Annotated in this window: 2 protein-coding genes; both read left to right on the forward strand. The window is 76.3% G+C overall.

Annotated elements, in window-relative coordinates:
• Positions 1-195, forward strand: a 195-nt coding sequence (locus ACIQOV_RS40715; RefSeq protein WP_401056088.1) for an acyl carrier protein, incomplete at its 5' end; no start/stop codon positions are given.
• On the forward strand, positions 192-1,622 hold a 1,431-nt coding region (locus ACIQOV_RS40720), incomplete at its 3' end, for a condensation domain-containing protein (RefSeq protein ID WP_401056090.1). The genes ACIQOV_RS40715 and ACIQOV_RS40720, both read left to right, overlap by 4 nt.

The following is a 1,622-nucleotide window of genomic DNA, read 5'->3' on the forward strand; positions in this document are numbered from 1 at the left end:
GTGGAGACCTCCTTCTTCGACCTGGGCGGGCACTCGCTGGCCGCCACCCGGCTGCTGAACCGGGTCCGCGAGGAGACCGGGCTGCGGATCGGCGTGCTGGACTTCTTCCGCCGCCCGACCGTCCGCGCGATGGCCGCCCACGAGCCGGCCGCCGAGCAGCACCCGGCCCCGGCCTTCGAGGAGGGGACCCTGTGAGCACGGCGGAGGACGTTCGAGGAGAGGACGCGGCGAGCACGGCGGAGGACGGCTGGGCGCGGCTGCTGCGCCTGCTCGACGAACGCGAGATCGTGCTGCGCACCACCGGCGAGCGGCTCGGCTACCTGGCCCCCGCCGGCGCGATGGACGAGGAGGTCACCGGCCTCGTCCGGGCCCACCGCGACCGGCTGCTGACCACCCTGACCGGCGCCGGGGAGGCGCTGTCCGCCGCGCCGGCCGGGGTGACCCAGTGGCGGCTGCGCAAGGCCCACGGCGACGCGGCCGACCCCGCGGTGTGGAACATCCTCCAGCGGATCACCCTGCGCGGGCCGCTGGAGCCCGGGCGGCTGGCCGCCGCGCTGACGGCGGTCACCGAGCGGCACGAGAGCCTGCGGACCCGGTTCGTGGACACCGAGCTCGGCGGGCTCCAGCAGGTGCTGCCGAACACCCCGCTGGACGTCCCGGTCGAGGACCTGCGCGGGCTCGCCCCCGCCGAACGGGACGCGGCCCTCGCCGCGGCCCTGGAGGCCGAGGTCGGCCGCCCTTTCGACCTGACGGCGCCCCCGCTGCTGCGCGCCCGACTGCTGCGCCCGGCGGCGCAGGAGTGGGTGCTGCTGCTGACCATCCACCACATCGCGCTCGACGGCTGGTCGCTGGCCACCGTGCTGGCCGACCTGAGCGCGCTCTACCGCACGGGCGGGCCGCTGCCGGGAGAGGCCGGCCGGATGACCGACCACGCCTGCTGGGAGCGGACGGTCGTCAACCGGGCCTCCATGGCGGCGGCCGCCGACCACTGGGCCGAGGCCCTCGGCGGCGCCTCGCTCTCGGTGGACGTGCCCACCGACCGGCCCCGTCCCGAACGGCGCTCCGGGCACGGTGAGACGGCCGAGTTCCGGATCCCGGCGCCCGTGGCCGAGGAGATCGGGCGCTACGCCGCCGCGCGCTCCGCCACCGCCTCGGCCGTCGTGGTCGCCGCGTTCGCCCGGCTGCTCGGCTCGCTCAGCGGCGCGCCGGAGGTGCTGATCCTGCTCTCCAACGCCAACCGTCGGCGGCCGGTCGACGAGCAGGTGGTCGGCCTGCTCACCAGCAGCATGCCGATCCTGGTGCCGACCCGGGGCGAGAGCGGTTTCGCGGGCCTGGTGGACCGCGCCGCCGAGGCGATCGCCTCCGCCCTCGACCACTCCCTGATGCCGTTCGGCCTGCTGGTCGAACCGCTGCGGGAGCGCGGCGTCCCCATGCCCGTCGGGTACCCGCAGATCGTGCTCGCCGTCCAGAGCACCCCGCCCATCGCCCTCGACCTCCCCGGCCTGACCGCCGAGATCGAGGACATCCCCGGCCACTCCGCCGGTGTCGTGTCGGCCAGCCTGGTCGCCCTGATCACGCCGGCGGTGTGGAAGACCGCGCGGATGTCGCCGACGCGCCCGACG

This window comes from Kitasatospora sp. NPDC091257, assembly GCF_044757675.1.
Lineage (GTDB): Bacteria > Actinomycetota > Actinomycetes > Streptomycetales > Streptomycetaceae > Kitasatospora > Kitasatospora lactacystinica.